At 68.6% G+C, this 26,478-nt stretch carries 28 protein-coding genes; 14 read left to right on the top strand and 14 right to left on the bottom strand.

Translation table 11 applies throughout. The annotated features are described in order from the left end of the window. The first annotated feature begins 271 nt into the window (after positions 1-271). Together AB5L97_RS12635 and AB5L97_RS12640 are read left to right on the top strand one after the other, a co-directional pair. Positions 272-2,212: a DEAD/DEAH box helicase gene (locus tag AB5L97_RS12635; protein WP_307957941.1), complete on the top strand. Its 1,941-nt coding sequence runs from the start codon at positions 272-274 to the stop codon at positions 2,210-2,212. A gap of 92 nt (positions 2,213-2,304) precedes the next feature. After that, on the top strand, positions 2,305-3,144 hold the full coding sequence (locus AB5L97_RS12640; protein ID WP_369047434.1) for a DNA-methyltransferase: 840 nt from the start codon (positions 2,305-2,307) through the stop codon (positions 3,142-3,144). Here the strand turns inward: AB5L97_RS12640 and AB5L97_RS12645 are convergent. Further along, positions 3,141-3,989 (bottom strand): PHP domain-containing protein, encoded by an 849-nt coding sequence (locus AB5L97_RS12645; protein ID WP_369044930.1) that lies wholly within the window; start codon positions 3,987-3,989, stop codon positions 3,141-3,143. The two genes, AB5L97_RS12640 and AB5L97_RS12645, sit on opposite strands and share 4 nt — an antisense overlap. A gap of 52 nt (positions 3,990-4,041) precedes the next feature. Here AB5L97_RS12645 and AB5L97_RS12650 point away from each other — a divergent pair, with 52 nt between their 5' ends. Continuing rightward, positions 4,042-5,619: an aminopeptidase P family protein gene (locus tag AB5L97_RS12650; RefSeq protein ID WP_369044931.1), complete on the top strand. Its 1,578-nt coding sequence runs from the start codon at positions 4,042-4,044 to the stop codon at positions 5,617-5,619. A 111-nt stretch (positions 5,620-5,730) separates the two neighbouring features. On the opposite strand, the gene AB5L97_RS12655 is transcribed toward AB5L97_RS12650, so the two are convergent. Then, positions 5,731-6,645 (bottom strand): general stress protein, encoded by a 915-nt coding sequence (locus tag AB5L97_RS12655; RefSeq protein ID WP_369044932.1) that lies wholly within the window; start codon positions 6,643-6,645, stop codon positions 5,731-5,733. Between the two features lie 86 nt (positions 6,646-6,731). Here AB5L97_RS12655 and AB5L97_RS12660 point away from each other — a divergent pair, with 86 nt between their 5' ends. The 3 genes from AB5L97_RS12660 to AB5L97_RS12670 are packed head-to-tail and all read left to right on the top strand — an operon-like array spanning position 6,732 to position 9,743. Beyond that, positions 6,732-8,009, top strand: coding sequence for a magnesium transporter MgtE N-terminal domain-containing protein (locus AB5L97_RS12660; RefSeq protein ID WP_307957945.1), 1,278 nt, complete (start codon positions 6,732-6,734; stop codon positions 8,007-8,009). Next, entirely contained in the window at positions 8,002-8,613 is a 612-nt protein-coding gene (locus AB5L97_RS12665) for a DUF1003 domain-containing protein (RefSeq protein ID WP_307957946.1), read from the top strand. Before AB5L97_RS12660 ends, AB5L97_RS12665 begins: the two co-directional genes overlap by 8 nt. Further along, positions 8,610-9,743 (top strand): Mrp/NBP35 family ATP-binding protein, encoded by a 1,134-nt coding sequence (locus AB5L97_RS12670; RefSeq protein WP_369044933.1) that lies wholly within the window; start codon positions 8,610-8,612, stop codon positions 9,741-9,743. The genes AB5L97_RS12665 and AB5L97_RS12670 overlap by 4 nt, the downstream gene beginning before the upstream one ends. 32 nt (positions 9,744-9,775) lie before the next feature. Here the strand turns inward: AB5L97_RS12670 and AB5L97_RS12675 are convergent, their stop codons facing one another. The 3 genes from AB5L97_RS12675 to sigE are packed head-to-tail and all read right to left on the bottom strand — an operon-like array spanning position 9,776 to position 11,380. Then, positions 9,776-10,180: a twin-arginine translocase TatA/TatE family subunit gene (locus tag AB5L97_RS12675; RefSeq protein ID WP_307957948.1), complete on the bottom strand. Its 405-nt coding sequence runs from the start codon at positions 10,178-10,180 to the stop codon at positions 9,776-9,778. A 57-nt stretch (positions 10,181-10,237) separates the two neighbouring features. Further along, complete coding sequence (locus AB5L97_RS12680) at positions 10,238-10,747, bottom strand: hypothetical protein (protein WP_369044934.1); 510 nt, start codon at positions 10,745-10,747, stop codon at positions 10,238-10,240. Between the two features lie 9 nt (positions 10,748-10,756). Beyond that, positions 10,757-11,380: an RNA polymerase sigma factor SigE gene (sigE, locus tag AB5L97_RS12685; protein WP_307957950.1), complete on the bottom strand. Its 624-nt coding sequence runs from the start codon at positions 11,378-11,380 to the stop codon at positions 10,757-10,759. Positions 11,381-11,599: 219 nt separating this feature from the next. Between sigE and AB5L97_RS12690 the strand changes: the two genes are divergently transcribed. Then, positions 11,600-12,232, top strand: coding sequence for an O-methyltransferase (locus tag AB5L97_RS12690; protein WP_307957951.1), 633 nt, complete (start codon positions 11,600-11,602; stop codon positions 12,230-12,232). 135 nt (positions 12,233-12,367) lie between these two features. Here the strand turns inward: AB5L97_RS12690 and AB5L97_RS12695 are convergent, their stop codons facing one another. The 4 genes from AB5L97_RS12695 to AB5L97_RS12710 all read right to left on the bottom strand — a co-directional run bounded on the left by AB5L97_RS12695 (position 12,368) and on the right by AB5L97_RS12710 (position 15,126). Continuing rightward, a complete protein-coding gene (locus AB5L97_RS12695) occupies positions 12,368-12,535 on the bottom strand; it encodes a DUF3117 domain-containing protein (RefSeq protein WP_307957952.1) in 168 nt (55 codons plus the stop codon). 113 nt (positions 12,536-12,648) lie between these two features. Next, entirely contained in the window at positions 12,649-13,905 is a 1,257-nt protein-coding gene (locus AB5L97_RS12700) for a hypothetical protein (protein WP_369044935.1), read from the bottom strand. Further along, on the bottom strand, positions 13,895-14,254 hold the full coding sequence (locus AB5L97_RS12705; RefSeq protein WP_369044936.1) for a DivIVA domain-containing protein: 360 nt from the start codon (positions 14,252-14,254) through the stop codon (positions 13,895-13,897). The genes AB5L97_RS12700 and AB5L97_RS12705 overlap by 11 nt, the downstream gene beginning before the upstream one ends. Continuing rightward, a complete protein-coding gene (locus AB5L97_RS12710; protein ID WP_369044937.1) occupies positions 14,251-15,126 on the bottom strand; it encodes a TIGR00730 family Rossman fold protein in 876 nt (291 codons plus the stop codon). Before AB5L97_RS12710 ends, AB5L97_RS12705 begins: the two co-directional genes overlap by 4 nt. 90 nt (positions 15,127-15,216) lie before the next feature. On the opposite strand from AB5L97_RS12710, the gene AB5L97_RS12715 reads away from it, so the two are divergent. The 4 genes from AB5L97_RS12715 (at position 15,217) to AB5L97_RS12730 (ending at position 18,525) form a co-directional block, all read left to right on the top strand. Further along, complete coding sequence (locus tag AB5L97_RS12715; RefSeq protein WP_307957956.1) at positions 15,217-15,972, top strand: amino acid ABC transporter ATP-binding protein; 756 nt, start codon at positions 15,217-15,219, stop codon at positions 15,970-15,972. A gap of 71 nt (positions 15,973-16,043) precedes the next feature. Next, positions 16,044-16,940, top strand: a complete 897-nt coding sequence (locus AB5L97_RS12720; RefSeq protein ID WP_307957957.1) for a glutamate ABC transporter substrate-binding protein — start codon at positions 16,044-16,046, stop codon at positions 16,938-16,940. 68 nt (positions 16,941-17,008) lie between these two features. Continuing rightward, a complete protein-coding gene (locus AB5L97_RS12725; RefSeq protein WP_307957958.1) occupies positions 17,009-17,656 on the top strand; it encodes an amino acid ABC transporter permease in 648 nt (215 codons plus the stop codon). Next, positions 17,653-18,525 carry an amino acid ABC transporter permease gene (locus AB5L97_RS12730; protein ID WP_307957959.1) on the top strand — a complete coding sequence of 291 codons (873 nt, stop codon included), beginning with the start codon at positions 17,653-17,655 and terminating at the stop codon, positions 18,523-18,525. Before AB5L97_RS12725 ends, AB5L97_RS12730 begins: the two co-directional genes overlap by 4 nt. A gap of 158 nt (positions 18,526-18,683) precedes the next feature. Here AB5L97_RS12730 and dapE read toward each other — a convergent pair whose 3' ends face one another. Beyond that, positions 18,684-19,850, bottom strand: a complete 1,167-nt coding sequence (gene dapE, locus AB5L97_RS12735) for a succinyl-diaminopimelate desuccinylase (protein ID WP_369044938.1) — start codon at positions 19,848-19,850, stop codon at positions 18,684-18,686. Positions 19,851-19,901: 51 nt separating this feature from the next. On the opposite strand from dapE, the gene dapD reads away from it, so the two are divergent. Both dapD and AB5L97_RS12745 read left to right on the top strand, forming a co-directional pair. Continuing rightward, complete coding sequence (gene dapD, locus AB5L97_RS12740) at positions 19,902-20,921, top strand: 2,3,4,5-tetrahydropyridine-2,6-dicarboxylate N-succinyltransferase (protein WP_369044939.1); 1,020 nt, start codon at positions 19,902-19,904, stop codon at positions 20,919-20,921. A 100-nt stretch (positions 20,922-21,021) separates the two neighbouring features. Beyond that, positions 21,022-21,870 carry a hypothetical protein gene (locus AB5L97_RS12745; RefSeq protein WP_369044940.1) on the top strand — a complete coding sequence of 283 codons (849 nt, stop codon included), beginning with the start codon at positions 21,022-21,024 and terminating at the stop codon, positions 21,868-21,870. A gap of 40 nt (positions 21,871-21,910) precedes the next feature. On the opposite strand, the gene AB5L97_RS12750 is transcribed toward AB5L97_RS12745, so the two are convergent. From AB5L97_RS12750 to AB5L97_RS12760, 3 genes are all read right to left on the bottom strand, one after another. Then, positions 21,911-23,188: a glycosyltransferase gene (locus AB5L97_RS12750; RefSeq protein WP_369044941.1), complete on the bottom strand. Its 1,278-nt coding sequence runs from the start codon at positions 23,186-23,188 to the stop codon at positions 21,911-21,913. 3 nt (positions 23,189-23,191) lie between these two features. Further along, positions 23,192-23,803: a hypothetical protein gene (locus AB5L97_RS12755; RefSeq protein WP_369044942.1), complete on the bottom strand. Its 612-nt coding sequence runs from the start codon at positions 23,801-23,803 to the stop codon at positions 23,192-23,194. Between the two features lie 90 nt (positions 23,804-23,893). After that, positions 23,894-24,049: a hypothetical protein gene (locus AB5L97_RS12760; RefSeq protein WP_369044943.1), complete on the bottom strand. Its 156-nt coding sequence runs from the start codon at positions 24,047-24,049 to the stop codon at positions 23,894-23,896. A gap of 39 nt (positions 24,050-24,088) precedes the next feature. On the opposite strand from AB5L97_RS12760, the gene galE reads away from it, so the two are divergent. Next, positions 24,089-25,105 (top strand): UDP-glucose 4-epimerase GalE, encoded by a 1,017-nt coding sequence (gene galE, locus AB5L97_RS12765; RefSeq protein WP_369044944.1) that lies wholly within the window; start codon positions 24,089-24,091, stop codon positions 25,103-25,105. 74 nt (positions 25,106-25,179) lie between these two features. Here the strand turns inward: galE and AB5L97_RS12770 are convergent, their stop codons facing one another. Further along, complete coding sequence (locus AB5L97_RS12770; protein WP_307957967.1) at positions 25,180-26,463, bottom strand: citrate synthase; 1,284 nt, start codon at positions 26,461-26,463, stop codon at positions 25,180-25,182. Positions 26,464-26,478 lie beyond the last annotated feature (15 nt).

Consider the following 26,478-nt stretch of genomic DNA (forward strand, 5'->3'; position numbering starts at 1 on the left):
CACCCGAAGCGGTCCACACCCGACGTGTCGCGCCTCACGATTCAAAGGATTTCGTGCGGCCGCGGTATCCTTGGACTGTTAATGGATGCCCGATCGTATTCATGCGATCCCTTTTCACCCGTCGGCAGGTGCCGACACCCTGATAGCCCGCGATCGGCTTCCGCTGGATGGCCGGCGCGCGCTCCTGCTCCAGACGTCTGTGACTCACATTGTCAGGCGGTCTGTCGAGCGAGACCCGCTCAGGCCCCTATGGAGAGGGACCTTCCCCCCTGTGAATGAAGTCCATACGCACGAACTCCTGACCGACGACACCGGAACCGTGACCGTCGAGACCGAGGAGACCATCACCAACGACGCGCCAGTGCGTCAGGAGAGCCAGAAGACCTTCTCCGACTACGGCGTGGCTCCCGCGATCGCACAGTCGCTGGCCGATGCCGGAATCCTGAACCCGTTCCCCATCCAATCGATGACGCTCGGCGTCGCGCTCGGTGGCCACGACATCATCGGGCAGGCCAAGACCGGTACCGGCAAGACCCTCGGCTTCGGCATCCCTGCACTCCAGCGGGCCATCCCCGCCGACCATCCGGACTACGCCAAGCTCCCCGCCCCCGGGGCGCCGCAGGCACTCGTCGTCGTGCCGACGCGCGAGCTCGCCGTCCAGGTCAGCAAGGATCTCCAGACCGCGAGCAAGCGCACCACACTCCGGGTCGAGGTCATCTACGGCGGTCGGGCCTACGAGCCCCAGATCGAGGCCCTCAAGCGGGGCGTCGAGGTGGTCGTCGGCACTCCGGGCCGTCTCATCGACCTACACCGCCAGCGCCACCTGAATCTCAAGAACGTCCGCATGATCGTCCTCGACGAGGCAGACGAGATGCTCGACCTGGGGTTCCTCCCGGACGTCGAGACTCTCATGGCCGCGGTACCCGCGGTCCGTCAGACGCTGCTCTTCTCGGCCACCATGCCGGGCCCCGTTGTCGCGATGGCCCGCCGGTACATGACCCAGCCGACCCACATCCGCGCCTCGGACCCCAACGACGATTCGATCACCAAGAAGGACATCCGTCAGGTGATCTACCGCGCGCACCAGCTGGACAAGGACGAGGTCGTGGCGCGCATCCTCCAGGCCGAGGGGCGAGGCCGGACCATCATCTTCACGAAGACCAAGCGGACCGCCGCCAAGCTCTCCGAGGAGCTCATCGACCGCGGGTTCGCCGCCGCGGCACTCCACGGCGATCTCGGCCAGGGCGCCCGCGAGCAGGCGCTGCGCGCATTCCGCCATGGCAAGGTGGATGTCCTCGTCGCGACCGACGTCGCCGCGCGCGGCATCGACGTCGAAGACGTCACCCACGTCATCAACTTCCAGTGCCCCGAGGACGAGAAGGCCTACCTCCACCGCGTCGGCCGTACCGGACGCGCGGGGAACAAGGGCACGGCCGTGACGTTCGTGGACTGGGAGGACGTCCCGCGCTGGACGCTCATCAACAAGGCCCTCGGCCTCGACGTCCCCGAACCCGTCGAGACGTACTCATCCTCCCCGCACCTCTACGCAGACCTGGACATTCCGGCTGGCACCAAGGGCCGCCTCCCACGCAACAAGCGCGTGCTCGAAGGCCTCGCCGGCGAGGTCGTAGAGGATCTCGGCGAGCCCGGCAAGAAACCACGCCGCAGCAGCGAAGGCCGCGGCAGGGGCGAGCGGCGTGGCGAATCCGCGGGTCAGCACGGCTCCCGCCGGAGCCCGGAAGGCCGGGGCGATGCGGGCCACAGCACGGCGCGGCGTGCACAGGAGTCGACCGCGGACGACGGCGCCGCCATCGCAGACGCCGAAGTGACCGAGGGCGCGGGCAAGTCCGGCCACGGTCACGGTCGGGCCGACCGCCAGGCGCACGCCGAACCGAGCGGCGAGGGCCGCCGTCGTCGTCGCCGCCCCGCAACCGAAGAGGCCTCCGAGGCCGCGTCAACGGCAGATTCCACCGAGGAGCCGAGCCGTCCGGCGCGCACGCGCAGGAAGCCCGCGGACACCTCTGCCGAGCGCTCCGCCGAGAGCACTGAGCAGCAGGGCCGCCGGCGGCCGACCTCCGCCGCCATGGCGGTGAACCTCGCCGATGGCGGGGACGGGGCGCCCCTCGATCGTGGGGTTGCGGCAGCCCGCCGTCGTCGGTCGCGCACTCGCCGTCGTGACGGCGAGGTCGTCTCGCGCACCGAGGCCGAGTAGCCGCGGTGCGCACGGCCCGCGCCGCGGACGCCGGCGGGGCCGCCGCCCAGACTGCCAGACCTGCCGAAGTTCCCAGCCCGCTATGGTCCCCCGTGGGGCCGGACCTCGTCGTCCAAGGTGACAACGCCGTAGTGCTTCCGCGCCTCCCGGATGCGGCGTTCACCATGGTCTACATCGATCCGCCTTTCAACACGGGCCGGCCGCAGCGCCGGCAGGAGCTGAGCATGTTGCGCAGCGCGGACGGCGATCGGGTCGGCTTCTCGGGCCAGCGCTACGAGACGATCAAGGGCGCGCTGCACACGTACGACGACGCGTTCAGCGACTACTGGGCATTCCTCGAGCCGAGGCTGATCGAGGCCTGGCGTCTCCTCACGCCGGACGGCACCCTGTACCTGCACCTCGACTACCGCGAAGTGCACTACGCCAAGGTGATGCTGGACGCGATCTTCGGTCGCTCATCGTTCCTGAATGAGATTATCTGGGCCTACGACTACGGTGCCCGGACCAAGCGGCGCTGGCCCACGAAGCATGACAACGTGCTCGTGTACGTGAAGGACCCGGCCGCGTACCACTTCGACACGGCCGAGGTCGACCGTGAGCCCTACATGGCCCCCGGCCTCGTGACGCCGGAGAAGCGCGAGCTCGGCAAGCTGCCCACGGATGTGTGGTGGCACACGATCGTCTCCCCCACCGGACGGGAGAAGACCGGCTACCCCACGCAGAAGCCGGAGGGGCTCGTGCGGCGCATGGTCGCGGCATCGAGCCGCCCGGGCGACTGGGTCCTCGACTTCTTCGCCGGGTCCGGCACCCTCGGCGCGGTGGCCCAGCGCCTCGGGCGGCGGTTCGTATGCGTGGACGAGAACCCGCAGGCGATCGAGGTCATGGCCCGCCGCCTCCCCACCGCCAAGTTCCTCGGGACCTCGGAGATCTAGGAACGCACGACGGCGGCCCCGTGCCCTTGGCGTTCGATCTCACCGAGGACCTCGGCGGACGTCGTGTTCTCGCCGAGCCGATTGAGCTTGCCCGCGCCGTGGTAGTCGGACGAGCCGGTGACGAACAGTCCGGTCTCGGCCGCGAGGTCCAGGAGGAACGGCCGGCGCTCCTCTGGATTGTCCCGGTGGTACACCTCGAGTCCGGCCAGGCCTGCGTCGATCATGTCGCGGTACACGGGTTCTCCCACAGTGCGCCCCCGCGCGGACGCTACCGGGTGCGCGAACACCGGCACGCCGCCGGCCTCGCGGATGAGCGAGACCGCGAACGCCGGTTCGGGCGCATAGTGCTGCACGAAGTACCGAGACCGCGAGGACAGGATCGTGGCGAAGGCCTCGGTGCGGTCACCCACGAGGCCCGCGGCAACGAGGGCGTCTGCGATATGCGGTCGGCCCACTGTCGCTCCGGGCGCGACGTGCCGCGTGACGTCGTCCCACGAGAGCGGGTAGTCCTCGGCCAGGAGGGAGACCATGTGCTCGGCCCGGGACAGTCTCGCGTCCTTGGCCTTCGTGATCTCTTCGAGCAGTCCTGGATGGGTGGGGTCCTGGAGGTAGCAGAGGAGGTGCACGCTGATGCCTTCCGGCGTGCGGCACGAGACCTCCATGCCCGGGACGAGCGTGAGCCCGAGCCGCCGCGCGGCGTCGGTGGCCTCGGCCCAGCCGGACGTTGAATCGTGGTCCGTGATCGCGAGGACGTCCAGCCCCGCCTCGAGCCCTGCCGCGACGAGTTCCGCGGGCGTCTCGGTCCCGTCGGAGACCGTCGAATGGGCGTGCAGATCGATCCTCACACCCTCACGATAGCGCGCTGGACATCACAGACCGCGGTGGAACAATGGCGTAATGAGTGTTTCAGATTCCGCAGCCGGCGATCCCGGCCAGCCCGCAGCCGCACAGCAGCCCATGGAAGAGCGTGTCAACAACCGCTCGCAGCGCCCGACCTCGGACGCGTTCAAGGCATTCATGGCCTCGAAGTGGGCGCCTGCAGATGCCTCGCTCCCGGCGCGCGACGACGTGGCAGACCACGCCGAGCGGCGCCGTCGTGCGATCTCCGACCGCTTCCCGGGCGAGCGGCTCATCATCCCGGCCGGGCCGCCGAAGGTCCGTTCCAATGACACCGACTACCGATTCCGTCCCCATTCGGCGTTCGCGCACCTCACCGGCCTCGGCCTCGACCATGAGCCCGACGCCGTGCTCATCCTCGAGCCTGTTGACGAGGGCACGGGCGACGGCGGCGGCCACCACAGCGCGACCCTCTACTTCCGTCCGCTCGCCGGCCGCGACAGCGAACAGTTCTATGCCGACGCGCGCTCGGGCGAGTTCTGGGTTGGCGCGCGGCCCACCCTCGCCGAGATCGAGGCTCGTCTGGGAATCGCGACCGCGCATCTCGACGGGCTCGAGGTCGCCGTCACGAAGGGCGTCGGCGCGGTGCAGATCGGCGGAATCTCGATCCGCCTCGTGCGCAAGGTGGACGAGAACATCGACGCGCTCGTGGACACGGCGCGCTACAACACGGCACAGGACCCGGACGCCCTGGACCTCAGCACGCTCGATGCCCTCGACGACCAGCTCGCCGAGGCGCTTTCCGAGCTCCGCCTCCTCAAGGACGAGTGGGAGGTCGAGCAGATGCGAGAGTCAGTCGCAGCGACCGCGGCGGGCTTCGAGGAGATCGTCCGGGCGCTCCCGCGGGCCGTCACGCACCGCCGCGGCGAGCGCGTCGTGGAGAGCGCGTTCTTCGCCAAAGCCCGCGAGGAGGGCAACGACCTCGGCTACGAGACGATCGCGGCCGCGGGCAACAACGCGACAGTGCTCCACTGGATCCGCAACAACGGCGCGGTACGCGAGGGCGAACTGCTCCTCGTGGACGCAGGCGTCGAGGGCGAGTCCCTCTACACCGCGGACATCACCCGAACCGTTCCCGTGAACGGCACCTACTCGGAGATCCAGCGCCGCATCTATCAGGCGGTCCTCGACGCCGCCGACGCAGCCTTCGCCGCCGCGAAGCCCGGCGTCAAGTTCCGCCACGTGCACACGGCGGCGATGGAGGTGCTCGCCGCCCGGCTCGAGGAATGGGGCATCCTGCCCGTGTCCGCGGCCGAGGCGCTCTCGGAGACCGGCCAGCAGCACCGCCGCTGGATGCCGCACGGAACGAGCCACCACCTGGGCCTCGACGTGCACGACTGCGCTCAGGCGCGCCGTGAGCTCTACCTCGACGGCGAACTCGCACCGGGCATGGTCTTCACGATCGAGCCGGGCCTTTACTTCAAGGCGGAAGACCTTGCCATCCCTGAGGAATACCGCGGGATCGGCGTGCGCATCGAGGACGATGTCCTCATGACGGCCGAGGGCCCCGTGAACCTCAGCGCCGCGCTCCCCCGCACCCCGAGCGATGTCGAGGCCTGGATGGCGTCCCTGCGCTGACCCGCACGCAGCGCCACCAAGCGAACGCTGCATCAGGGCAGGCCGCGACAGCGCTGGCTGAAGCGGGATGTCCTGATGCAGCGTTCTGTGGGTGGGAGACCCGCGGTGGAGCTACGCGCTCGGGTTGGCCTCGTCGTCGCCCTTCCCGGCGGGCCGGGGCTCCCCCTCCGGCTTTGGCTCTGGTTCCACGCGCACGCCGTACTGCGGGCGGCCGTCAGGGAGATCGTGGTAGCCGGCGCGCGGCTCGTGGGCCGGCTGAGCGGGCACGGCCTTCGGCTCCGCGGCTTCCGGCTGCGGCTCGCCACCAGCGTTCACGCCGTACGGATCGGTCCATCCGGACGGCCGCTTTGGCTCGTCATGCTGCGGAGGCTGCCACGGCTGGCCGTAGCCCGGCTGCTGCTGACCATAACCACCCTGCTGACCATAGCCGCCCGGCTGGCCATAACCACCCTGCTGGTGCTGGCCACCCTGCTGGCCGTAGCCGCCCGGCTGGCCATAGCCGCTCTGCTGGTGCTGGCCACTCTGGACCGCCCCCTGGCCCATGGGGAGCTGGGCGAGGAGCCTGCGCGCCTCGTGGGCCACGTCCTGGCCGACAATGACGTCATAGTTGCTCGCGATCACCTGGCTCGTCGACGTGAAGTCCCTCTTGCCGCGCTGCATCGCATACGTCACGATGCCGAACAGCATGAAGAAGGCCGCGCCCATGAGCACGGACGTGATGATCGAGAAATAGCTGCCGTTTGGCGTGAAGAACGAGAGCAGCACGCCCACGAACAAGCCGAACCACATGCCGCTCAGGGCCCCGTTGAGGGCCACCCGGGGGTAGCTCAGGCGGCCGGTGACCCGCTCAACGAGCTTGAGGTCATTGCCGACGATCGCGACCAGCTCGACCGGGAACTGCTGGTCGGCGAGGTAGTCCACGGCCTTCTGCGCATCGAGGTAGGAAGTGTAGGAGCCGACGGTTTCGCCGTGCGGGAGCGCGCGGGCCTCGTCGGTGGGCTTCGCGGAACCGAACAAGTTGGACATGCCTCCATTCTTACGCGAGTCGCCGCGCAATATGTGTGTTTCCGCTCAGAGTGAGCGCTGAGTTTGAGCTGGAGTAGCCTAAGTGCGTGAGTTGGACCCCCACCCGTGTCTTCGTCGCCAGGCTCCTGGGCCTCGACGTCTTCGACCCTGCCGGCGACCGCGTAGGGCGGCTTCGCGACGTCGTCGTAATCCCCCGCGGCGTGCGCCCTCCCCAGTCTGTCGGCATCGTGGTGGAGGTCCCTGGGAAGAGGCGGGTGTTCGTGCCCATGACCCGCGTGACGAGCATGGACCAGTCGCAGATCATCACGACCGGCCTCATCAACCTGCGCCGGTTCGAGCAGCGCGGCGCGGAGCAGCTCATCCTCGGGGACGTCTTCGACAGCCACGTGACCCTCGTAGAGGACGGCACCGAGGCCACCATCGAGGACCTCGCCATCGACCAGCAGCGCAACGGCGACTGGCTCGTGAGCAAGCTGTTCGTGCGGCGTCTCCTCGGCGGCCGGGGCCTCCGTGGCCTTCGGCGTGGCGAGACGCTTCTCGTCGACTGGGAGGACACGCGGCGTGGCGCGGGTCAGGGCCGCGGCGCCGCCCAGTTCCTTGCGACGCATGAGGACCTCAAGCCCGCAGACTTCGCCGACGCCATGCAGGAGATGAGCGACCAGCGGCGGCTCGAGGTCGTCTCGGAGCTGCAGGACGAGCGCCTTGCAGACGTCCTCCAAGAGCTCCCCGAGGACGACCAGGTCGAGATCCTCTCCGCGCTGGACCTCGAGCGCGCGGCCGATGTCCTCGAGGAAATGGACCCCGACGACGCCGCAGACCTTCTCGCCGACCTCCCCGCGGACAAGGCGGAGGAGCTCCTGCAGCTCATGGAACCCGAGGAAGCCGAGGACGTGCGCCGGCTCCTCCAGTACGACGAGGGAACCGCCGGTTCCGTCATGACGCCGGTTCCCGTGGTGCTCCCTCCGGAAGCCACGGTCGCTGAGGCGTTGGCCCACGTGCGCCGCGAGGAGCTCAGTCCCGCGCTGGCCTCGTCGATCTACATCTGCCGGCCCCCGCTCGAGACCCCCACGGGGCGCTACCTCGGGACAGTGCACATCCAGCAGCTCCTTCGCAGCGCACCGCCCGAGCAGCTCGGCACCCTCGTGGACAAGAACCTCGAGCCCATCCACGACCTGGCACCCATCGGCGACGTGGCAAGGGCCATGGCGCAGTACAACCTCAATTCCATTGCCGTTGTCAACGAGGACGGCCGTCTCGTCGGGGCGGTGACCGTTGATGACCTCCTCGACCACCTCCTGCCCGACGACTGGCGCGTCCACGAGGATGGCGAGCCCGTGAAGAAGTTCGGAGGACGCTTTGGCTGAGCCCCGCAAGCTGCCCGGTCTGGATACCCCCCTCGAGCAGCGCACGCGGCTCATCCCCCGCCCCGATCCCGATGCATTCGGCCGCTTCGCGGAGAACTTCGCGCGCTACATGGGAACGCCGCGCTTCCTGCTGTACATGACGCTGTTCTGCGTGGTTTGGCTGGGCTGGAACACGTTGGGCCCTGAGGACCTGCAGTTCGACCCGAAGTCGCTCAACTACACGCTCCTGACCCTCCTGCTGTCCCTCCAGGCCTCCTACGCCGCCCCCCTCATCCTCCTTGCCCAGAACCGGCAGGATGACCGCGACAGGGTGCAGATCGAGCAGGACCGGTCCCGCAACGAGCGCAGCCTCGCCGACACCGAGTACCTCACCCGCGAGCTCGCATCCCTGCGCCTCGCGCTGCGCGAGGTCGCGACGCGCGACTTCGTCAGGGCCGAGCTGCGCTCGCTCGTCGAGGACCTCGCGAACGATCCGGACGAGCCGGAGTCGGAGGGCCGTTCTGACCGGGTCCGCTCGGACGGGAGGCCCCGCAAGGAGCGAAAGCAGCGCGCCCCGAAGACCCAGCAGATCCCCCGGGTCCGCGACGCAGGGAGCACAGAATGAGCGGAGTTCACTCCGTGCCCGTTTCGGAGGACGCCGTGCGGGCTGCCCTGCACGGCGTGATCGACCCGGAGCTCCGCCGTCCCATCGACGAGCTCGGCATGCTCCAGTCAGTGACGGTCGACGGCGCCCGGGTCACCGTCGGCGTCCTGCTCACCATCGCCGGGTGTCCCCTGCGGGGCACCATCGAGGGCGACGTGCACACGGCGCTCGGTGCCGTCCCCGGGGTGGAGGAGACCGACGTCGTGCTCGACGTCATGACCCCGCAGCAGCGGCAGGAGCTCAGGGAGCGGCTGCGGCCGGAGCGCGGCATCCCCTTCAGCCGCCCGGACTCGCTCACCAAGGTGTACGCGGTGGCCAGCGGCAAGGGCGGCGTCGGCAAGTCCTCGGTGACGGTGAACCTCGCGACCGAGCTGGCGTCCCGCGGGCTCCGCGTCGGCATCGTCGACGCGGATGTGCACGGCTTCTCGGTCCCGGGACTGCTCGGTGCGACCGGCACGCCGACAAGCGTGGACGACATGATCCTGCCGCCCATTGCACATGGCGTGAAGGTCATCTCGATCGGCATGTTCGTGGACGGCAATCAGGCGGTAGCCTGGCGCGGGCCGATGCTCCACCGCGCGCTTGAGCAGTTCCTCGGTGACGTCTTCTTCGGGGACCTCGATGTCCTCTTCCTCGACTTGCCGCCCGGCACGGGAGACGTGGCGATCTCGGTCTCGCAGCTCCTGCCGAATGCCGAGCTGCTCATCGTGACGACGCCGCAGGCCGCCGCCGCGGAGGTTGCCGAGCGGGCGGGCTCGGTCTCCGCGCAGACGGGACAGAAGGTGGCCGGGGTCATCGAGAACATGGCGGGCCTGACGCTCCCGGACGGAACAGTCATGGACGTGTTCGGCTCCGGTGGAGGCCAGCGTGTGGCCGAGAGGCTCAGCGCTGCACTCGGGACTCCCGTGGAGCTCCTCGGGCAGGTGCCGCTCGACGTCGCGCTACGCGAGGGCGGCGATGCGGGCGTGCCGATCGTGCTCGGACAGCCCGGCTCGTCGGCGGCTGTTGCCCTGCGCGCCATCGCGGATCGGCTCGCCACCAGGCCCCGCGGACTCGCAGGCCGGAGCCTCGGAGTGACTCCCGCGCCCTGACTGCCTGGGCAGCGGCGCGGCCGGCCTCGGGCTCAGGTCGCCTCGGAGTCGAACGGTGCCTTCTCACCGGCAGAGAGCCGCTCCACAGTACGCTCCGGGGCGGCTGCGGCAACAGCGAAGGCGGGGGCACCTGCCGCTGCGGCCGCAACAGCGTTCGGAGCAGCAGCGGCGTCAGCGCCGCCCTCGTCGTCGAGGAGGGCATTACGGATGATCTTGCGGGGGTCATACTGCCGCGGGTCGTACTTGCGCCAGTCCACCTCGTTGAGGTCGACGCCCGTTTCCTCCTTGAGCTGCTCCTTGGCCCCGGAGGCCATGCGGCGCAGCTCCTTCACGATATTCGTGAGCTTCTGGGTGTATTCGGGCAGCCGCTTGGGGCCGATCACGAGGATGCCGATGACCAGCAGGATCAGGAATTCAGGGCCGTTGATTCCGAACACGCGTGCAACATTACCTTCTGCCCGCGGGAGCGGGCGATTCCGTTGGAAAGCGTCGCATCAGGGGCGGCCCGATGCGCCGAAGACCACGCGCAGTCCGCGCCCGATCCGATCGAGCGGCTCTTCACTGCTTGAGGCCGTCTGCACAGAGAACCCGGGCACATCCCGCACCCACCGATCGGCTCCGCTGGAGGTGCGGACGAGCGCTGGCGCCCCGCTTCCGGCCACCGACCGGTGCTGCGGTTCCCCTGCAAGTGCGTAGGCCGTCACTGCCAGCGCCGCCGCACAGGCCGCCACCCCGGCCAGCGCCGACAGTCCTGCGCGGGCCGCACTGCGGCCGCGCCCTTCGCTGCTCTCGGCGAGCTCGGCCCTGGCCGCGAGGTATTGGGTGTGCTCGAGGAGCCGCTCGTGGAGGGAGTGGCTCACGTCCGGCACCTGGGCCGTACGGAGGGACGCGAGGTACCTGCGCTCGGTCTCAAGCCGACCGCGGCACTCGGGGCAGCACCTCACGTGCGCGGCGGACTCCGGATGTTCGTCGGGGAGGATGTCCCTCCATCGTGGAAGAGCCATAGGGGCTTCCTAGCGGGTGCCGCGGGCGACGCGCGGGAGCGCCAGGCGCTTCTTCGCAGCGCCACGGCGGGGATCACGGTGGGCGAGCTTCTCACGCAGGAGCGTCCGGCCGCGGTGGATGCGGCTGCGGACGGTCCCGAGCTTGACCCCGAGCGCATCGGCGACCTCATCGTAGGAGAGCCCCTCGAGGTCGCACAGCACGACGGCGGCGCGGAAGTCCGGAGGCAGCTCCTCCAGGGCGGCCTGGACGTCCAGATCGAGGTTGTTCATCTCGTAGGAGCGCTCGGGGCCGGGGTCGCGGCCGGGAAGGCGTGACTCGGCGTCTTCGGCGAGCGCGTCGAACCGGATGCGGCCCTTGCGGCGGGCCTGGTCGAGGAAGAGGTTGGTGGTGATGCGGTGGAGCCAGCCGTCGAGGGTGCCCGGCTTGAAGTTCTCGAGCGAACGGAACACGCGGACGAACACCTCCTGGGTGAGGTCCTCGGCGTCGTGCTGGTTGCCGGTCAGACGGTACGCGAGGCGGTACACCTTGGCCGAGTGCTGGGTGACCACCTCTTCCCACGTCGGGGGAACCCAGGGCTCGCCCTCGGGGGTCTCGTGGGGGGTCTGGGTGGCCGCAGCCATTCGAGCTGACACGTCCACGCACCTGCCTTCGCTGCTTCGGTGCGGCGCTGCCGTTCCGTGCTGCCGGCCTCAATGGGGGCCGGTGTCGACGACGCCGCTCGGATACCCCAGTCTGCCAGTTGTCGCTGGGAGTTCGCTCGGTGTTCCGCCCCCAGCGTACAAGGCGCCGCTTGGCGCTCGAACGATAGGCTTGGTCAGCCCCCCTGACCGGCACAGAGGCGAAAGCGATCCATGAGCTCCAACAAGTCCACCAGTTGGTCCTACACCGAGGCGTTCGCATCGGAGGACGCGGTGCAGGCAAGGGCCCGCGAGCGGTCGTTCGACCTCGGGATCACGCCTGTGAGTCCGGGGGTCGGCGCAGTCCTGACCGTCCTCGCCGCGTCGTCGAAGTCCCAGGCCGCAGTCGAGATCGGATCCGGGGCGGGCGTCTCGGGCGTCTGCATCCTGCGCGGGCTGCCCTCCACCGCGGTGTTCACGACGATCGACCATGACGTCGAGCACCTCAAGGCCGCACGCGAGGCGTTCGCCGAGGCCGGCGTACCCGCGAACCGGGTTCGAGCCATCCCGGGCCGGGCTGCGGCAGTCCTCCCACGCCTCACGGACGGTGCCTACGACTTCGTCCTGGTCGACGCAGACAAGGCCAATGCGCTGCTCTACGCCGAGCAGGGCATCCGGCTGTTGCGTCGGGGAGGGCTGCTCGTGGTCAACGACGCCCTCGACCGGGACCGCGTGTCCAACCCGGCGCACCGCGAGCCCACCACAGTGCGGCTGAGGGAGCTCCACCGGGCCCTGCGCACGGATGAGCGGCTCTGCGCGTCAATCCTCCCCACCGGCGACGGCCTCATCGTGGCCGCACGCCTCTAGGCCTCGCCCAGAGCCCTACGGGGCGCCGCACGGGTCCGGGAACGCTGCCGAAGAAGGCCGCCGAGGAACGTCGAAGGGCCGGTCCCAGAGGACCGGCCCTTCGAGCATCAGCGCGGCTCTGCCACCGCGGGTTGGCTATTCGGTGACGCCGACGAGGCACTGCTTGAGCTCGGCCGCTTCATCGGCGTTGAGCTCCACAACCAGCCGACCGCCGCCCTCAAGGGGAACACGCATGATCAGGCTCCGGCCCTCCTTCGTGACCTCCATCGGCCCGTCACCGGTACGCGGTTTCATGGCTGCCATGTGCTCTTCCCCTCCAGTTGGTCGTCCGCACGATGTGCTGCTGACAACATTACCAGCAGGCATACCCCGTAGTATCCAGCGACCGGAACGGGCGTGCCGATTCGAAGGCGCTTCTACGGCGGCCAGTCGCCGCCTCCGGGGAGCTGTGCCCAGACCCACAGCCACACGACCCACACGATCTGCAGCAGCACGAACAGCACGAGGGTGGCCCACCGGTATGCGCGTGAGCTGGACAGTCCGGCGGCCGCAAGGGCCAGGGGGAACAGCGGCAGCATCATGCGGAACGTGCTGGTCTGAGGGTGGAGGAACGCGAGGAGATAGACCACGTAGGCCACGCACCACATCTCCATCTCGAGGCCGATGCGCCGCACGTGTGCACTCGTAAAGTACAGGGCCGCGAGTGCCACAAGGGCGACGGGTGCGACCAGCCCCAGCGCCGGGCCGAACAGGTACTGGCCGGTATCGAACCACGGCAGGAACGGGATCAGGGTCCCGCCACCGCGCCAGACGGTCTCGGTCGCCGTGTACGCGTCAGGCTGGCCGGTTGCCATCCAGGCGATGGCCGGCCACGCCATCGCCGCGGCGACCGCGGCGATGCCGAGCGCGAACAGGCGGCCCAGCTCGCCCGGCGTCGTGCCCTCCGCCCGACGGCGGGCGAGCCTGACGAGGAAGAGCATGCCGATCATCAGGGCGAAGGGGACCCCGACGGGGCGCGTGAGCGCCATGACCACGACGACCGGTATCGCCGAGAGGTACCTGCGTTCGACGATCCAGAGGAGGGCCCAGGCCAGGAAGAGCAGTCCGAGTGATTCTGCGTAAGGGATCTGCAGGATCGCCGAGATCGGGAAGAACGCCACCAGTGCCACGCCCCAGAGCGCGTCCGCGTGGTCTGCGCGGTGGCGGAACAGACGGTAGAGCACGACGGCGGCGGCGAACCCCGCGAGGAGCGCCACGACCTGTGCCCACGCCTGCCAAGGCATCCCGGGAATGCCGGCGAGCGCGCGCACGAGCAGGGGGAAGACCGGGTAGAACGCCCAGCTGTTCTGCTCCACCTCTCCCGTCGCCGCGTGCGGGAGAACCGAGGGGTAGCCGTTCTGCACGATCCGGCCATACCACTCCGAGTCCCAGATCTGGACGAAGTGCCAGTAGTCGGGCACCGGCGGGAACCAGGGGTTGGTGCCCTGCTGGAGCGCGGCCGCGGAGAGGATGCAGAAGCTCGTCACGCGGCTTGCCGCGTAGACGGCGAGGACCTGGACCCACCACGGGAGCTCCTTGAACCTGCCCGCGGCCCCGCGCACCCATCTTCCGAGCGCAGCGTGAAGCCCGGTCGGGCGGACTTCCTGGGGCACGCGCTCCGTATCAGCCGTCATGCACCGCACCGTCCGCGCCTCCGGGGCGGATGCCAGAGGCCCTCGTCGACTTCAGCTGGGCCGTCAAGGCCTCGATGAGAGCCGCCTGGACGCCGATCCGGTCCCGCAGCCTGACGAGCACCTGATCGACCTGGTCCATACGGTAGCCGCGGAACGCGAGCGCGAAGCGGATCGCGTCGATGTCCTCCGGATTGGGGTGTTCGGGCAGGAGCACCGGCGCCAGGTCGGCGGGCGGCTCGGCCAGGCCCTCGGGCTGGTTGCCGCGCGAGGAACCGCGCGCGACGTCGACGGCGAACCATGCGAGGCCGCCCGCGAGGAGGATCGCGAGGAAGACGAGGAAGAAGCTCACGCGCCCTCCGCGCTGCCGGGCTCGTCCTCGGGCCACCCCTCGTCGTCGACCTCAGCACTCCCGAACATGCCGCCGCGGCGCTCGGTCTCGCCCAGACCCGCGAGAACGCGTCGCACGGCCTCGTGCGGGTCATCGACGATCGCGATGAGGTCGACGTCGGACTCGGAGATCATGCCCTCGCCCACGAGCGTCCCACGGATCCAGTCCACAAGCGGGCTCCAGAACGCCGATCCGACGAGCACGATGGGAAACTGCGTCACCTTGCCGGTCTGGACGAGCACCATGGCCTCGAACAGCTCGTCCAGTGTGCCGAGCCCACCCGGAAGCACTATGAAGCCGTGAGCGTACTTGACGAACATCGTCTTGCGGGCAAAAAAATAGCGGAAGTTGATGCCGAGGTCGACCCATGAGTTCAGCCCGGTCTCGAACGGAAGCTCGATGCCGAGCCCCACGGACGTGCCCGCACCCTCGACCGCACCCCGGTTGGCGGCCTCCATCGAACCCGGCCCTCCGCCGGTGATCACTGCGACGCCGGAATCGGCGAGGAGCCGTCCGATCATGACCGCAGTCTCATAGAACTCGGTGCCGGGCCTCGTGCGGGCCGAACCGAAGACGCTGACGGCCGGGCCGAGTTCGGCGAGCGCACCGAATCCCTCGACGAATTCGCTCTGGATCCGCATCACGCGCCACGGATCGGTGTGCACGAACCGGCCGGCACCCTTCGTGTCAAGCAGGTGCTGGTCAGCAGTGCCCTGCTGCGTCTGGCGGCGACGCAGCTCGATAGGGCCCTTCCTGCGCCACGGAACCTGTGATCCACCGCGCGAGCTGCTCGGCTCGCCGTTCGGAACGCCCTGCTGGGAATCGCTGCTCATGCACCCAAGGCTAGTCTCGCTTCAATCACGATTCCGGCATGCGTTCCCTGCGTGAGCCCCGCCCGAGGCAATCTCCGTTACATTTTCTCTATGACAACCGACACTTCGGCGCGCCCGCTCGTCTCTGTCAAGGACGTGAACAAGCATTACGGCCAGCTCCATGTGCTCCAGAACATCAACCTCGAGGTGAACAAGGGCGAGGTCGTGGTGGTCATCGGCCCGTCCGGTTCCGGCAAGTCGACACTCTGCCGCGCGATCAACCGCCTTGAGACCATCGAGGGCGGCGAGATCTTCATCGATGGGAAGAAGCTCCCCGAAGAAGGCAAGGAGCTCGCCAGGCTCCGCGCGGACGTCGGCATGGTCTTCCAGTCGTTCAACCTGTTCGCCCACAAGACGATCCTCGAGAACGTCACTCTCGGGCCGATCAAGGTCAAGGGGGTGGACAAGGCCACCGCGGAGAAGGATGCCATGGCGCTCCTCGAGCGGGTCGGCGTCGCGCATCAGGCACCCAAGCTGCCTGCCCAGCTCTCCGGCGGTCAGCAGCAGCGTGTCGCGATCGCCCGCGCTCTGGCGATGAAGCCCAAGGTCATGCTCTTCGACGAGCCCACCTCAGCTCTGGACCCCGAGATGATCAACGAGGTCCTCGACGTCATGGTCCAGCTGGCCAAGGAGGGGATGACGATGATCGTCGTGACCCACGAGATGGGTTTTGCCCGCAAGGCAGCGGACCGCGTCGTGTTCATGGCGGACGGCCAGATCGTCGAGCAGGCAAAGCCTGAGGAGTTCTTCACCAACCCGCAGAGCAGCCGCGCAAAGGACTTCCTGTCCAAGCTGCTCACCCACTGACGGCATCTGCCCGCATCAACCCACGCTCGCACCTGGGCCATTTGCGGCCCGTGATGAAAGGAATGCTCGAAATGGCACTCTTCGGCACCAAGAAAGCCGTGCTGACCGCCGCTACAGCGGTCTTCGCACTGGCACTATCCGCCTGCGGCGGCACCTCGGGCGGTGGCGGCGGCTCGTCCGAGTCCGCCGCTCCGTACACGGTCGCCACCAATGTCTCGCTCACGGGCAGCCCCACGTTCGACAAGATCAAGTCCGCGGGCAAGGTCGTCATCGGCGTCAAGCAGGACCAGCCCGGGCTTGGCTTCAAGGACGCGGCCTCCGGCGAGTACAGCGGCTTCGATATCGAGATCGCCAAGTGGATGGCTGCCTCGCTCGGCTACAGCCCCGACAAGATCGAGTTCAAGGCGATCCCGTCGGCCAACCGGGAGTCCGCCATCCAGAACGGCGACATCAACTTCTACATCGGCACGTACTCCATCACGGACAAGCGCAAGCAGCTCGTCGACTTCGCCGGCCCGTACTTCATCACCGGGCAGGGCCTGCTCGTGAAGAAGGACAACACGACGATCAACAGCGAGAAGGACCTCGCCGGCAAGACCGTGTGCTCCGCCACCGGTTCGACGCCGATCCAGAACATCAAGGCGAACTTCAAGGACACCAAGACGACCGAGTTCGACACCTACTCGCAGTGTGTCGAGGCCCTCAAGAATGGTCAGGCGGACGCTGTCACGACTGACCAGGCCATCCTCCTCGGATACGCCGCCCAGGAGCCGGATGCCCTCAAGGTGGTCGGCCAGCCGTTCACCACGGAGAAGTACGGCATCGGCCTGACTAAGGGCGACACAGCGCTGCGCAAGTTCTTCAACGACACCCTGACCAACGGCAAGGACACGTGGGCGAAGGTCTACGACTCGACGCTCGGCAAGTCGGGCACGAAGGTCACGCAGCCCGCCGTCGACAACTACTGACAGGCACTGGTGGGCGGGGCGATGGCCGCCCCGCCCACCGCCGTTTCGGCTAGAAAGCGAAGGCTGCCGTGAGCACCCTCTTCGACAATCTCGATCTCTTCACGACCGGATTCCGGAACACGATCATCCTGTTCCTTGTCTCCGGGTTCTTCGCCCTCATCCTGGGCACGGTCGTGGGCGCAATGCGCGTCTCCCCCGTCCCTGCCCTGAGGGCCTTCGGGACGCTGTACGTGAACGTCATCCGCAACACCCCTCTGACGCTCGTCCTGTTCTTCTTCGCGCTCGGGTACCCCAAACTCGGACTTCCGCAGATTGACTTCATGACGGCTGCGACGATCGGCCTGAGCCTGTACACCGCGACCTACGTCGCCGAGGTGCTCCGCTCCGGCATCAACACTGTCCCGGTCGGGCAGGCCGAGGCCGCCCGCGCCATCGGCCTCACCTTCACCCAGACCCTGAACCTCGTGATCCTTCCGCAGTCGTTCCGGAGTGTGCTGCCGCCGCTGTTCAGCGTTCTCATCGCGCTCCTGAAGAACACCACGGTCGCCGCTGGGTTCTCGGTCGCGGAGGCGGGTGCGATCCGCGCCAACCTCTCCGAGCGCGGGTACCCCGCCATGGAGGGCCTCCTATGGGTAGCGCTGTTCTTCGTGATCCTCGTCCTGGTCCTCGCCCAGCTGCAACGCTATTTCGAGAAGAAGTGGAAGGTGGCCCGATGAGCTCCGTCCTCTACGACGCCCCGGGCCGCAAGGCCCGCTCCCGGCACCTCCTGCTGGGAATCGTCGGCAGCGTCGTGATCCTGGCCATCGTCGCGTTTGTGATCTGGCGATTCGCCGAGTCCGGCCAATTCAGCGCGGCGAAGTGGAAGATCTTCACCTTCCCTTTGGTCCAGCAGACGATTCTCCAAGCGGTGGGCGCGACGCTCTCGGCGTTCGCGGTAGCCTCGGTCGGAAGCCTCGTTCTGGGCATGGCCCTCGCGATCGGACGGCTCTCGGACCGCGCATGGGTGTCCCGGCCGTTCCACTGGTTCACCGAGCTCTTCCGCGCGATCCCGGTCCTCATCCTCATGATGATGATCTACTACGGGCTTCCGCCGCTCTTCCACGTGAACTGGCCGCCATTCGTTGCCGTGGTCGTCGCCCTGATCCTCTACAACGGTTCGGTCCTCGCGGAAGTCTTCCGTGCCGGGATCGAGGCGCTCCCCAAGGGCCAGAGCGAGGCTGGTTATGCGATCGGCCTGCGCAAGTCCCAGGTCATGCAGAGCATCCTGCTGCCCCAGGCCGTGCGCTCGATGCTTCCCGTGATCATCTCGCAGCTCGTAGTGACCCTCAAGGACACGGCGCTCGGCTTCATCGTGACGTACAACGAGATCCTGTTCCAGGCGAAGTACTTCGGCTCGCAGGCGCAGTACGGCTCCCCCATCGTGCCCGCCGCGCTCGTTGCCGGCGTGCTGTACGTGGGCATGTGCCTCATCCTCTCGGGCCTCGCGAAGTATGCAGAGAGCCGCCTACGGGCCAGCCAGCGGGTGGCCAAGCCCAAGAAGGGCACCCCCACTGCCGCCGCCGAGGCTGCGGCAACGGGCATCTGACCCACTCCAAGAGTCACCTTTCTGGAGTCCAGCTTCTGGAGGTCAGCTCCTGAGAGTCACGTTCTGGGGGTCGTCTCCCGCGGGTCATCCGCAGGAGACGACCCCCAGAACGTTCTCCTGGCAGGGCGATGGGGCCGAACTCAACGGATACCGCGGGGCTAGGCGGTGAGCCAGACCTCGAGTGCGGACAGACAGGCGCGGACGTCCTCGGCGGCCACTCGCTCGTCATCCTTGTGCGCGAGGAGCGCGTCCCCCGGGCCGAAGTTCACCGCCGGGACCCCGAGCTCGGAGAAGCGGGCAACATCAGTCCAGCCATACTTGGGCAGAGGCTCCCGGCCCACGACGGCGACGAACGCGGCGGCCGCCGGGTGGGTGAGCCCCGGCCGGGCACCCGGTGCGCCGTCGGTGCGGACCACGTCGAAGCCGTCCAGGAGTGCGCCCACAAGAGCCTCGGCCTCCTCGAGGCTCTTGTCGGGCGCGAAGCGGTAGTTGATCGTCACGACGCAGCGGTCGGGGATGACATTGCCCGCAGTGCCGCCCGAGATCCCGACCGCGTTCAGGCTCTCGCGGTAGTCGAGGCCGTCGACGGTCACCGTGGCGGGCTCGTAGGCCGCGAGCCGGGCAAGGATCGGCGCCGCAGCGTGGATCGCATTCTTCCCCATCCACGCCCGTGCCGAATGCGCCGCCTCCCCGACCGTCGTGGCTTCGACCCGGAGCGTGCCGTTGCAGCCGCCCTCTACGGTGCCGTTGGTCGGCTCGAGAAGGATGGCAAAGTCGCCCGCGAGCAGGTCCGGACGGTTGAGCGCCAGCCTTCCAAGCCCGCTCTTGGCGGCCTCCACCTCTTCGTGGTCGTAGAAGACGAACGTGACATCGCGCCCAGCGGTCGCAGCAGCGGCAGGCGCGCCTGCGCCGTCGTGCCCGGTACCCGCGTTCGAAGGGAAGAGGCGGGCCGCGAGGGCGAGCTGCACGGCGACCCCGCCCTTCATGTCCGTCGTGCCGCGTCCCCACAGGACACCCTCCCCCGGAGTGCCGTCCCACGACGACGGGACCGTGCCGCGGGCACCCGCCGTCGCGGGCAGCGGCACCGTGTCGAGGTGTCCGGCGAGGATGACCCGATCGGAGTGCCCCAGACGCGACCGCGCGACGATCGCGTCGCCGTCGCGCGTCACCTCGAGCGAGGTCTGCGCGCGCAGCGCAGCCTCGACTGCGTCGGCGAGCGGCGTCTCCCCGCCGGAGACGCTTTCGACGTCGACGAGCGCTGCGGTGAGGAGCGAGACCTCCTGGCTGAGGTTGAGCGGAAGGGCGGGTGAGGGGGCGGAAGTCACCCGCCCAGCATAGTTCGAGGGCTCATCGCGCCCGCCGATAGACTGGGGACCATGACTGAAAGCACTGCCGCATCCCGCGCTGCCCACGGCTTCGGGCTCGCCACGATCCACGTTGCTCCGTCCGCTGATGGGGAAGGCACGGCGACCGTGCTCGACGTCTGGTTCCCGGCCCCGCAGCTCGGCGAGGCCGCAGCGCACCTCGCGGACGACGCCGTCGTGGACTCCGCCCCCGCCGACCTCGTCGCGGCCGCGGACAACGGCGACGACGCCGATCGCAGCACCCAGACGAAGGTCGTCTTCGTCCAGATCGACCTCGACCAGGCCCCCGCCGACACGGCGGACGCCTACCTGCGCCTGCACCTCCTCTCCCACCGTCTCGTGCAGCCCAACACGATCAACCTCGACGGCGTGTTCGGCAAGCTCCCCAACGTGGTATGGACCAACTTCGGGCCGTGCCACACCTCCGAGTTCGAGACGACCCGAGCCAGGCTGCGCCGCCGCGGAGCCGTCACGGTGTTCGGCGTGGACAAGTTCCCCCGCATGGTCGACTACGTGCTCCCCTCCGGCGTGCGCATCGCCGACGCCGACCGCGTACGGCTCGGCGCGCACCTCGCCGAGGGCACCACGGTGATGCATGAGGGCTTCGTGAACTTCAACGCCGGTACGCTCGGCAGCTCGATGGTCGAGGGCCGCATCTCAGCGGGCGTCGTGGTCGGCGACGGCACGGACGTCGGCGGCGGCGCATCGATCATGGGCACGCTCTCGGGCGGCGGCAAGGAGCGGATCTCGCTCGGCGAACGCGTCCTCCTGGGCGCCAACTCGGGTGTGGGCATCTCGATCGGCGACGACTCGGTGGTCGAGGCGGGCCTGTACGTGACTGCGGGCACGCGCGTGCGCATCAGCGGTTTCAAGGACGCATTCGGCGAGAACGCCGAAAAGGTCGTCAAGGCCATCGACCTCTCGGGCCAGCCGAATCTGCTCTTCCGCCGCAACTCGACGAACGGACAGGTCGAGGCGCTTCCCCGCGCGGGCCAGACGGTCGAGCTCAACGAGGCGCTGCACGCCAACTGACACCGCGCACGACGGCTGCCGCGCGCCCAGGCGCGCACCGCCGTCGTGCATGTGGTCCCCTCACCACCAAACCCCCAGCCTGAGTTCAAGGAGCACCCGGATGGCCCTCGCCCGCAGAGTGCGGCGCGCCCTCACCGTCCTCGTGGCGCTGGCCCTCGTCGCGGTGGGCCTCTACATCACCTCGCTCGTGCTCAACCGCAGCCCCGCCCCCGTCGTCGAAGGCTGCACGGCGCCGCTCGGCAACGCGACCCAGTCCCTCGCCACGGACCAGACGGCGAACGCCGCGCTCATCACGGCGATCTCGGTGCACCGCGGCCTGCCACCCCGAGCCGCGACGATCGCGCTCGCGACCGCGATGCAGGAGTCGAAGCTGCGCAACATCGGCTACGGCGACACGGCTGGTCCCGACTCGCGCGGGCTGTTCCAGCAGCGCCCGTCACAGGGGTGGGGCACAGAGGCGCAGATCATGGACCCCGTCTATGCGACGAACGCGTTCTATGACGTGCTCATCAAGATCGAGGGCTACGAGAGCTTGCCGATCACCGACGCCGCGCAGAAGGTCCAGAAGTCGGGGTACCCCCAAGGGTATGCCCAGCACGAGGACATGGGGCGCGCGTTCGCCTCGGCCCTGACGGGCCAGTCGCAGGCCGCGCTCACCTGCACGCTGCGCGCACCGGACGCTGCCGGGGATCCTGTGACGGTCAAGAGCCAGCTGATCCTCGCGTACGGCGCGATGCAGGCTACCGCCGCCGGCAAGACCCTCACGCTCCCCGCGAGCGACGCCCAGGGCTGGTCCATCGCCCAGTGGGCCGTGGCGAACGCCAAGCAGCTGGCGATCACCAAGATCGACTATGCGGGCCACACGTGGCTGCGCGACGGCAACAAGGGCTGGACCGCCTCCGCGGCGCCCACGGACATCGTGACGATCACCGTCGCCGAGGCGCCGTAGCCCAACGCGGAGTCACCTCCCAGCAACCCGGATCCACCTCTCAACGCAAGAGGCGCTCCTCGACGAGGTTGGCAGCGCGGGCGCTGCCGCCGGCCGCCGCAATCGCTTCTCCGAGCTCCCGCGCACGACGCCGGTAGGCGGGCTCCCCGAGGACCCTCGCCACGGCGTCCTGCACCTGCGCGGGCGTAGGCCGTCCCGTCTTGAGATCCATGCCGGCCCCAGACCAGGCCACGCGGCGCGCGATCTCCGGCTTGTCGATCGCGCCGCCGGCAATGACGAGCGGGACGCCCGCGGCGAGGGACGCGAGCACGGTACCGTACCCGCCATTGCTCACCACCGCGCTGACCTCCCCGAGGATGCGCCCGTACGGCAGGAAGTCGGCTGCGAAGACGCCCTCCGGCAGCGCACTGACGCCCGGTCCGCCGCCTGTGGAGAGCACGACGACGGGCCGCATCGCCGTCGCCGCGGCACCGCCCGCGAGGCCCAGGACGGCTGGCCGCAGGAGCTCGTCGGGATCGACGTCGAGAGTCCCTTGGGTGACGTGCACAACGTGGCTTCCCGCCGGCCAGCTGCCCCACCAGTCGGGGAGGGCGCCCTCGGATGACGGCGCCAGCTCTCCGATGAACTCGACACCAGGCACCGGCGAAGGCCGTGGGTATTCAAGCTCGGCAATCCCCTGGGCGAGCGTGAGCCGCGCGGAGTAGAGCGAGTCGAGGCCCGGGCGCCGCGTTGGTCCGAGCCCGGCGGCCGCGCGGGCGCGATTCACGAAGGCCCTCAGCACGCTTCCGGGCCCGGCCGTGAGCACCGATGCGAGGACCCGGTTTCGAAGGGCTGCCGGCCCTCCGTCCGCGGGAAGGAACGGCAGGCCAGTGGGAGGACCCCAGGGGTTGTGCAGGCTCAGCGGCACGAGTGAGACCGAGGCCCACGGGATGCCTTCGCGCTGCGCCCACATCCCGGGACCGAGGCACAGGGCATCGGCCACGACGGCATCCGGGCGGACGGCGGCGGCCAGCCGCGCGACGTCATGCGTCTGAGCCGGCGCGGTGCCGATGAAGACGTGTCTGAGATTCGCGAGGGTGGCCCGGAATCCGTGTCCGTCCCCGATGACGGGGAAGGTCTCCGCCAGACGTGCGTCGTCGAAGTCGGGGGCCGAACGCCACAGTGAGGGCCGCGCCCCTACATGCTCGAAGCGCTCGGCGTACTTCGCGCCTGTGTACGCATGGACCTCGTGGCCCCTCCGCACGAGCTCCCCCGCAAGGGATGCCACGGGATTGACGTGGCCCGCGAAAGGCATCGCGGCCACAAGGATCGTCCCCATGACTCACATTAAAAGTTCAACCACCGGCTTGAGGTAGCTCCTGAACGCCTCTCTGTCCTCGAGCAGGCTCTGGCTCATGATGACTTTGTCCGCGTTGACGAGCCACGCTCGGTCCTCGCTGAGGGGAAGCTCGATGATCGTGAGGTTGAAGTCCCGCGCTGCGGTGCCGACCTCGAGCTGGCGCTCCTCGACGATCTCACGCAGCACATTGGTGGCTCCGACGGCCTCGCGCTTCCTCTCGAGACGCTCGTACTCGGCGCGACGCTCCCGTGCCCATGTCAGCGCTGCGCCGAAGTGCGCTTGAAGCGATCGCTGCAGCGCCGGCGCCTCCCCGAAGGCACCGAAGGCAGGCGGCTCGACGGCGGGGCTCATCTCGGGATGGCTCTCGATCAGGTGCTGCCACCAGGCCTCCCACTCGCGGCGGAGCGCGGGGAGGCCGCCCACATGCTGCGTGAGCTGATGGTGGTCAGCTTCGCGGACCCGCGGCTGTGCTGGAGCGACCGGCGGCATGCCAGCACCGTCGAGCCCTGCATGGTCCTTGAGGTAGAGCGCGAGCAGCATAGGGCCGGACGTGTCCATCGTGATCCGCCAGCCGGGTCCGCCAGTGTGGTGCATAGTCGCATCGCTTCCTTGCCGGTCTTCTCCCAGTGTATTCCTGTGGAGGCATTCCAGTGGAGGACGGTGGGCGGTGGCCTCCTCGCCCGTTCAGCGGCTGCCCGCCCCGATGCTCGAGACCTGCGCCCGGACCACGTCGACGCACAGCTGGGCGTCGAGCCAGCGGCTCTGGAGCATGGCGTGGAGCCCGAGGCCCTCGACGGCGGCCAGGAGCCGCTCGGCCCTCACGCACGAGGTCGTCTTCATGTAGGTAGCACACTTGTGCCCATCGATAGGATCTAGACCATGCGCATTCTCGTCACCGGAGGCACCGGCTACATCGGCTCCCACACGGTCCTGACCCTGCTCGAAGGGGGCCACGACGTGGTCGCCGTCGACAATCTGTCCAACTCGAGCCCGGAGTCCCTCCGCCGCGTGGGCGAGCTCGCGGGCCGCGATGCCACCTTCGTCGAAGCAGACATCACCGATGAGGCGGCGCTCGACGCCGTCTTCGCCGAGCATCCCCCCGAGGCCGTGATCCACTTCGCCGGGCTCAAGGCCGTCGGGGAGTCATCGGCCATCCCACTCGACTACTACTTCAACAACGTCTCGGGGACGATCTCCCTCCTGCGCGTCATGGAGCGGCACGGCGTCCGCAAGATCGTGTTCTCCTCCTCGGCCACGGTCTACGGAGACCGCAATCCTGCGCCGTACGTCGAGAAGATGGAGATCGGGGCGATGAACCCCTATGGGCGCACCAAGGAGCAGATCGAAGACATCCTCTCCGACCTCGGCGCATCCAGCCCCGAATGGCATATAGCACTGCTGCGCTACTTCAACCCGGTCGGCGCCCATCCCTCGGGTCGGATCGGCGAGGACCCGCAGGGGATCCCGAACAACCTCGTCCCCTTCATCGCCCAGGTCGCCGTGGGCCGCCGCGAGAAGCTCATGGTCTTCGGCGGGGACTACGAGACGCCGGACGGCACATGCCAGCGCGACTTCATCCACGTCGTCGACCTCGCCCAAGGCCACGCGGCCGCGCTCACGTACCTCGAGGACCATGCCGGCGTGTTCCGCTGGAACCTCGGGTCGGGCCGCGGCACGAGCGTGCTCGAGATGCTCCATGCGTTCGAGAAGGCCGTGGGCGCCCCGATCCCGTACGAGATCGCGCCGCGCCGCGCCGGCGACCTCCCCGCGTTCTGGGCCGACCCGTCGGCCGCCCTGGCCGATCTGGGCTGGTCCACGACAAGGACCGTCGAGGCGATGTGCGAGGACCACTGGCGCTGGCAGAAGAGCAACCCGATGGGCTACCAGCCCGTCTGAGTCTCCCATGGCAACGGCCGGCGCCTCCCCCCAAGGGAAGGCACCGGCCGTTGTCGTACCCGGGGCGGGTGGGATCAGCGCGCGGGGTAGTTGCGCGCTTCCTCACCCACGTAGAGCTGGCGGGGGCGCCCGATCTTGGTCTGCGGGTCGTTGATCATCTCGCGCCACTGGGCGATCCAGCCCGGCAGTCGGCCGATCGCGAAGAGCACCGTGAACATCTTCTCCGGGAAGCCCATCGCCTTGTAGATGAGGCCCGTGTAGAAGTCGACGTTCGGGTAGAGCTTGCGCTGAATGAAGTAGTCGTCCGCGAGGGCCTTCTCCTCGAGCCGCATCGCGATGTCCAGGAGCTCGTCGTTGCCGCCCAGCTTGCCGAGGATCTCGTGGGCCGTGGCCTTGATGATCTTGGCGCGGGGGTCGTAGTTCTTGTAGACGCGGTGTCCGAAGCCCATCAGCCGGACCCCGTCTTCCTTGTTCTTGACCTTCTCCATGAAGTCCTCAGGCCTGACGCCGTCGGCCTGGATGCGGCGGAGCATGTTGAGCACGGCCTCGTTGGCACCACCGTGGAGCGGGCCGAAGAGTGCGTTGATGCCCGCGGAAACGGAAGCGAACATGTTCGCGTTCGCAGACCCGACGAGGCGTACGGTCGACGTCGAGCAGTTCTGCTCGTGGTCCGCGTGCAGGATCAGGAGCGTGTCGAGCGCCTTCACGACAAGCGGGTCGAGCTCGTACGGCTCCGCGGCCAGTCCGAAGGAGAGGCGCAGGAAGTTCTCCACGAGGTTCATGGAGTTGTCCGGGTAGAGCAGGGCCTGGCCGACCGACTTCTTGTGCGCGTACGCGGCGATCACGGGGAGCTTGGCCATGAGCCGGATGGTGGAGAGCTCCACCTGCTCCTCGTTGAACGGGTCAAGCGAGTCCTGGTAGAACGTCGACAGCGCCGAGACGGCCGAGGACAGCACCGGCATCGGGTGCGCATCGCGGGGGAAGCCCGCGAAGAAGCTCTTGAGCTCCTCGTGCAGGAGGGTGTGGCGACGGATCTTCTGGTCGAACTCATCGAGCTCGGACCCCGTCGGCAGGTTCCCGTAGATGAGGAGGTAGGAGACCTCGAGGAAGCTCGAGTGCTGGGCCAGCTGCTCGATCGGGTAGCCGCGGTACCGCAGGATCCCCTCATCGCCGTCGATGAAGGTGATAGCCGAGGTGGTGGCAGCGGTGTTCATGAAGCCCGGGTCGAAGGTGACGGCGCCGGTCTCCTTCAGCAGCTTCGAGACGTCATAGCCGTCGTTTCCTTCAACAGCGGCAATGCGGGGAAGCTGGAGCTCTCCCCCTTCGTGACGCAGGACAGCGCCGTTCATCTCAGTCATGGTTCCCCTTCAATG

The organism is Sinomonas sp. P10A9 (assembly GCF_041022165.1).
GTDB classification, from domain to species: Bacteria; Actinomycetota; Actinomycetes; order Actinomycetales; family Micrococcaceae; genus Sinomonas; species Sinomonas puerhi.

Bases quoted from the DNA above. Each gene is read 5' to 3' on its own strand.
- AB5L97_RS12650 (WP_369044931.1), top strand. From the start codon at position 4,042: ATGAGTGTTTCAGATTCCGCAGCCGGCGATCCCGGCCAGCCCGCAGCC.
- AB5L97_RS12655 (WP_369044932.1), bottom strand. From the start codon at position 6,645: ATGTCCAACTTGTTCGGTTCCGCGAAGCCCACCGACGAGGCCCGCGCG.
- AB5L97_RS12670 (WP_369044933.1), top strand. From the start codon at position 8,610: ATGAGCGGAGTTCACTCCGTGCCCGTTTCGGAGGACGCCGTGCGGGCT.
- AB5L97_RS12680 (WP_369044934.1), bottom strand. From the start codon at position 10,747: ATGGCTCTTCCACGATGGAGGGACATCCTCCCCGACGAACATCCGGAG.
- AB5L97_RS12690 (WP_307957951.1), top strand. From the start codon at position 11,600: ATGAGCTCCAACAAGTCCACCAGTTGGTCCTACACCGAGGCGTTCGCA.
- AB5L97_RS12695 (WP_307957952.1), bottom strand. From the start codon at position 12,535: ATGGCAGCCATGAAACCGCGTACCGGTGACGGGCCGATGGAGGTCACG.
- AB5L97_RS12700 (WP_369044935.1), bottom strand. From the start codon at position 13,905: ATGACGGCTGATACGGAGCGCGTGCCCCAGGAAGTCCGCCCGACCGGG.
- AB5L97_RS12710 (WP_369044937.1), bottom strand. From the start codon at position 15,126: ATGAGCAGCGATTCCCAGCAGGGCGTTCCGAACGGCGAGCCGAGCAGC.
- AB5L97_RS12715 (WP_307957956.1), top strand. From the start codon at position 15,217: ATGACAACCGACACTTCGGCGCGCCCGCTCGTCTCTGTCAAGGACGTG.
- AB5L97_RS12720 (WP_307957957.1), top strand. From the start codon at position 16,044: ATGGCACTCTTCGGCACCAAGAAAGCCGTGCTGACCGCCGCTACAGCG.
- AB5L97_RS12730 (WP_307957959.1), top strand. From the start codon at position 17,653: ATGAGCTCCGTCCTCTACGACGCCCCGGGCCGCAAGGCCCGCTCCCGG.
- dapD (WP_369044939.1), top strand. From the start codon at position 19,902: ATGACTGAAAGCACTGCCGCATCCCGCGCTGCCCACGGCTTCGGGCTC.
- AB5L97_RS12745 (WP_369044940.1), top strand. From the start codon at position 21,022: ATGGCCCTCGCCCGCAGAGTGCGGCGCGCCCTCACCGTCCTCGTGGCG.
- AB5L97_RS12750 (WP_369044941.1), bottom strand. From the start codon at position 23,188: ATGGGGACGATCCTTGTGGCCGCGATGCCTTTCGCGGGCCACGTCAAT.
- AB5L97_RS12755 (WP_369044942.1), bottom strand. From the start codon at position 23,803: ATGCACCACACTGGCGGACCCGGCTGGCGGATCACGATGGACACGTCC.
- AB5L97_RS12760 (WP_369044943.1), bottom strand. From the start codon at position 24,049: ATGAAGACGACCTCGTGCGTGAGGGCCGAGCGGCTCCTGGCCGCCGTC.
- galE (WP_369044944.1), top strand. From the start codon at position 24,089: ATGCGCATTCTCGTCACCGGAGGCACCGGCTACATCGGCTCCCACACG.
- AB5L97_RS12770 (WP_307957967.1), bottom strand. From the start codon at position 26,463: ATGACTGAGATGAACGGCGCTGTCCTGCGTCACGAAGGGGGAGAGCTC.